At 42.6% G+C, this 5161-nt stretch carries 3 protein-coding genes; all 3 read right to left on the reverse strand.

Annotation, left to right across the window (positions count from 1 at the left end; all coding sequences use genetic code 11):
* Window positions 1-387 precede the first annotated feature (387 nt).
* Window positions 388-1854, reverse strand: a complete 1467-nt coding sequence (locus F1E73_RS16305) for a tagaturonate reductase (RefSeq protein WP_150452560.1) — start codon at window positions 1852-1854, stop codon at window positions 388-390.
* Window positions 1855-2144: 290 nt separating this feature from the next.
* Window positions 2145-3797 (reverse strand): UxaA family hydrolase, encoded by a 1653-nt coding sequence (locus F1E73_RS16310; protein ID WP_150452561.1) that lies wholly within the window; start codon window positions 3795-3797, stop codon window positions 2145-2147.
* Window positions 3798-3808: 11 nt separating this feature from the next.
* Window positions 3809-4816 carry a zinc-binding alcohol dehydrogenase family protein gene (locus tag F1E73_RS16315; RefSeq protein WP_150452562.1) on the reverse strand — a complete coding sequence of 336 codons (1008 nt, stop codon included), beginning with the start codon at window positions 4814-4816 and terminating at the stop codon, window positions 3809-3811.
* Between the last annotated feature and the right edge of the window lie 345 nt (window positions 4817-5161).

Consider the following 5161-nt stretch of genomic DNA (forward strand, 5'->3'; position numbering starts at 1 on the left):
AAAAAACAATATACAAGCCATGAATAAAAAACGAACCAGGGCCGAAAAGTGAAGGTACGGTGTACCTTTGACTTTGAGGAGCCAGCTGTAGCGTTGGACTTTAATGTATTTGCTTCTTGGGAAGTGTAATCTACACGTCCGCACCGTCCAGGCCGCTTTCACAAGGGTGAAGATGGGCTGCCGGACGGATTCCTCCACCCGCTGTGAAAAGCACTTGATTTTTAACGAAAATTAATATAGGCCGATTCTTTTAATTTTAGCAATTTGACAGAAGTAGTAATAAATATTGTAGCAAAAAGTCATTTTGAACGGTAGTCCCGCACTTCAGTGGGGGAGATACTGTTTATTGAAACAGCGGTTTACCGATTACTGATTACTAAACCGCTCTCACATCTCAATACTCCCTACTAATTCCAAGCTTCTTAGAACCCCTTGTTGTTCTATGGGACCAATATAGCTAACAACCAATTCGGTCAGGCTTGGAATCTTGTTCAAATTCTCCCCCCAGATATTGGTATTTGCCAGTATGTGGGTGATGGTTTCTTCCAAAGAAGTTTTTTGTTCATCGTACTGATTCCAACTGTCCTTAAAAAAGGAGAGCACCTTTGGGGCGTCTTTTAGTTCGATTTTCTCCCCATTATAGTTTCCTCTGTAGAAATAGAGGAGGGCGGCCAATCCAAAAACAATCCTTTTAGGTAACTTATTCTCCAAAGCTAGGTAATCTTTGAGGGTGGGCAACAATCGGGCAACAAACTTGGAGGTGCTATTGAGGGCAATACTGATCAGCTGGTGTTTTAGTAAGGGGTTTCTAAATCGATCTAACACATCGGCAACAAACTGTTGTTTTACTGCCTCTGGAAAATCTAATGTTAGGATGGTTTCTTGTAGCAATAGCTCATTTATAAATCGACTTATTTCAGGTTGTTCCAAGGCTTCGTCCACTAATCTGGCTCCTGCTAAATAAGCAACGGGTACCAAGGCGGTATGGGCGCCGTTTAATATCCGCACTTTCATTTCACGATAGGGGACTAGATCTTCTACAAACTGCACGTTGAGGTCGGTTTGAGAAAAGGGGAGTTCTTTTTGTACCGACTCTGGAGCCTGAATTACCCAACTATGATAGTGTTCCCCGGCGACCATCATGGGATCTCTATATCCCAATGTTTCTTTTATTTCTTTGGCGCGATCTTTTGGATATCCAGAAACGATTCTATCTACCAAGCTACTACAGAAGTGATTGGCGGTACCTATCCAAGAGGTAAATTGGGATCCCAATTCCCAATGGTTAGCATAATCCAACACAGCATTTTGTAGAGCAAGTCCGTTATTCTCGATTAACTCGCAAGGCAGAAGGATGAGGCCGTTAGATGGATCTTGATTGAAAAACTGGAATCGATGGTATAGAAACAGGGTCAGTTTTGCGGGGAATTCTTTGGGAGGGGAATCGTTAAAGGAGTCCTCGGGATTAAATTTGATTCCTGCTTCGGTGGTATTTGAAACCACAAACCGCAGATGGGGGTCTTTGGCAAGCTCCAAATAACGTTCCCATTCGGTGTAGGGGTTGATGATGGAGTTCACACAATTTACTCGTTTAATATCCTGAATCTGTTGTCCGTTTTTAACACCATCTAGAATCACGGTGAAAAGTCCGTCCTGATCCTTAAGTTGCTGATAATCCCCATATTCGGTTGGCTTAACAATAGCTACGCCCGCATTAAAATCGGTCTTCTCGTTTAGAATTTGTATCATCCAATCTACAAAGGCCCTTAGAAAATTTCCACCTCCAAATTGAAGTATTTTGGTTGGTAGGGGGGAGGTTTGTTGCTTAATTAAAGTGCGGTTTATTGTTTGCATGGTTAATTTATTAATGTATCAATTTGTAAATGTATCAATGCACCAATGTACCAATGAGGTGATTTGATGATTTGGAAATGAGCTAATTTGGAGATGGATTAATTTATCAATTTGCAAATGTATCAATGAGTTGATTTGGTGGTTTGGAAATTGGCTGATTTGGAGATGTGACATCTAAACAAGACTTGTCCTTTAGGGATGTTTTTTTATTTTTGCCTAGTGCCTAGTGCCTAGTGCCTAGTGCCACTGCCAACTTCTTTTCTCTTTCTTCTTTTTTCTCTTTTCCAAGTTCAAAGCGAAATCCCCCTTTTCCACGGAATAAAATCGTTTTGATCTAATCGCACTGCGGCTGGGACAATGTTACCGCTGGCAACTTCAATAATATACTCCAATAATTCCTCTCCTTTAGATTCTATTGTGTCTTCGCCGGTAATAATAGTCCCTGCATTAAAATCGATGATGTCTTTCATGCGTTCACTTAATTCGTTATTACTGGAAATTTTAATGGTGGGCGTCACAGGATTTCCTGTGGGAGTGCCCAGGCCTGTGGTAAAGGCAATAACATTGCATCCAGAGCCTGCTAGTCCGGTAGTGCTTTCCACATCGTTCCCCGGGGTGCAAAGAAGGTTTAAACCTTTTTTAGTGACTGGTTCCGTGTATTCTAACACATCCTTCACCAAGGAAGTGCCCCCTTTTTTGGCTGCTCCGGCCGATTTCATAGCGTCTGTGATGAGTCCGTCCTTAATATTTCCAGGAGACGGATTATTTTCGAAGCCCGAGCCTAGGGCTACTGCCCTGTCCGAATAGGCACGCATGAGGGTAGCGAATTTCTCTGCATTTTCGGTTGTCTCACATCGGTTGATGAGTTCTTGTTCTACCCCGTTCAATTCCGGAAATTCGGAAAGCACCGTAGCGCCACCCAAGGCCACCAATAGATCGGAAGTATAACCAAGGACAGGATTAGCAGAGATACCAGAAAATCCATCAGATCCTCCACATTCCAGTCCTAGGGTGAGTTTACTTAGGGGTGCGGGCTCTCGGGTTGCTTTATTTGCTTCTATAAGACCTAAAAAGGTCTTTTTTACAGCCTCTTCTATAAAGTGGCGTTCGCTTTTACTTTTTTGTTGCTCCAGAATTTTTAGGGGTTTCGAAAAGTTGGGATCTCGTTTTGTAATGGCATCCATTAGAATTTTCACCTGTGCGTTTTGGCATCCCAAACTAAGAATGGTTGCCCCAGCTACGTTGGGGTTGGTGATATAACCTGCCAATAAGTTGCAAAGGATATCCGAATCTCCACGATCACAGCCGCATCCTCCATCGTGGGTTAAAAATTTTATTCCGTCTACATTAGGGAAAGTGCTGTTCTCTTTAATTTCTTCTGGGGTTTTTAGGATAGTTGCCGCCATGAGTTCTTCTTTACTGGCACCTGCTTTGTATTTGGAAACTAGGACCTCTGCATCTACCAAATACTCTTTTGCGGTGCTATAGCCTAATGAATCCAATAAGGCTTCCCGCAATACATTTACATTTCTGTTCTCGCAGAACACCATGGGAATTACCAACCAGTGGTTGGCCGCACCTACACTACCATCGGCGCGGTGGTAGCCGTTAAAAGTTCGGTCTTTCCATTTTCTTACATCGGGAGCGATCCATTCTGATTGTTGCTTTCCTACGCTATAATCGGAAGAGGCATGTACTACATTATCTATGGTGATGATCTCCCCTTTGGCGATGGACTTGGTTGCTTTGCCAATTAAGTTCCCGTACATCAAAATAGGGTCTTCCGGTTTAAAATCCTTTAGCGCGAATTTATGCTTAGCAGCGATTTTGGTGGTTAGTGGAAAAGTATCCCCATTAAATGTAATTGGGTGACCTTGTGGCAACTCTTGTAGCGCGACAAGGATATTATCTTCAGGGTGTATTTGTAGAAAGGTGGTTGACATAGAGGTTATTTTCAAAATTCGATTGTCGCTTTTATAACTCCAGCAGCAGGATCTAGCCAATTATTAAAGTGTTCTTTCATCTCAGAAAAATGTACACTATGGGTAATGAAGGATTCGGTAGGGAACTGATCGATCATGGAAATAACGAATTCAAAGTCGGCCACCGTGGCATTTCTACTACATAGTAAGGTACTTTCTTTAGCGTGAATTTCAGGATGTTTAAAGGTTAGCTCCCCTTTGGAAAGTCCCACTAAAACATACCGTCCCCCGTGTGACATATAAGAGGGACCTAATTCCAAGGCTCCTTTGTGACCAGTGGCATCAAAGACTACGGTAGCCAGGTCGCCCTTAGTAATTTCAGAAATCAGTTTTATTGCGTCATTATTGGCATTCACAATAAAATCGACTCCTATTTTTTCCTTTGCATATTGGAGTCGGTCTTGATTCATATCCACTGCAATTACTTTAGCACCTTCTAGCTGTGCCAATTTCATAATCCCGATTCCTATGGGACCACATCCTACTACCACAATAGTTTCACCTTTAGTTAGTTGAGCCCTCTTAATAGCATGGGCACCAATGGCCAAAGGTTCTACAATGGCCATCTGATTGTCGGTTAAATTATTGGCGGGCAGTAAAATGGCTATAGGAACGGTGATTTGCTCTTGCATTCCTCCGTCAGTATGAATCCCAAGAACCTGGATTTGGGTACAGCAGTTGGTTTTCCCGTTTCTACAGGCAATACAATGGCCACAACTAAGATAGGGCATCACTACCACTTTGTCGCCAACCTTTATGCCCTTGCTGTTATCTTCAATTTCCAATACTTCTGCCGCCAGTTCATGACCTAATATTCTAGGATAGGTGAAGAAAGGCTGATTTCCGCCATAGGCATGTAGATCGGTACCACAAATCCCTACGCTGTTTATTTTTAAAAGCGCCTCCCCAGGCTTTCTTATTGGTGGCTCTTTTTCTTTTAATTGAAAGTTACCGGGTTCTTCACATACTATGTATTTCATTTATTGTATTTGGTCGTTATTAGGCTGGTTATTACTAAACAGCACTTTTGAATTTAATGTGGTTTTGAGATATCTAATTTAAACAAAACAAATGATATTAAAGTAGTGAGAATTGAGATGTGAGAATTGAGAATTTTGAATGAACCATTCTGATTAGAGTTGACCTAACCTGGCGACTGATTACCGATTACTGACAACTGAGCCTGCCTTGTCGGCACACAGGCCTGCCTTTGTCGGCAGACAGGCCTGCCTTTGTCGGCAGACAGGCCTGCCTTTGTCGGCAGACAGGCCTGCCTTTGTCGGCAGACAGGCCCGCCTATTCCGTCAGGCAGGCCTGTCTTTGTT

The sequence above is a fragment of the Arenibacter lacus genome, assembly GCF_008711145.1.
Classification (GTDB): Bacteria; Bacteroidota; Bacteroidia; order Flavobacteriales; family Flavobacteriaceae; genus Arenibacter; species Arenibacter amylolyticus.

Excerpts from the sequence above, each read along its gene's own strand:
- F1E73_RS16305 (WP_150452560.1), bottom strand. The coding sequence starts at position 1,854 with ATGCAAACAATAAACCGCACTTTAATTAAGCAACAAACCTCCCCCCTA.
- F1E73_RS16310 (WP_150452561.1), bottom strand. The coding sequence starts at position 3,797 with ATGTCAACCACCTTTCTACAAATACACCCTGAAGATAATATCCTTGTC.
- F1E73_RS16315 (WP_150452562.1), bottom strand. The coding sequence starts at position 4,816 with ATGAAATACATAGTATGTGAAGAACCCGGTAACTTTCAATTAAAAGAA.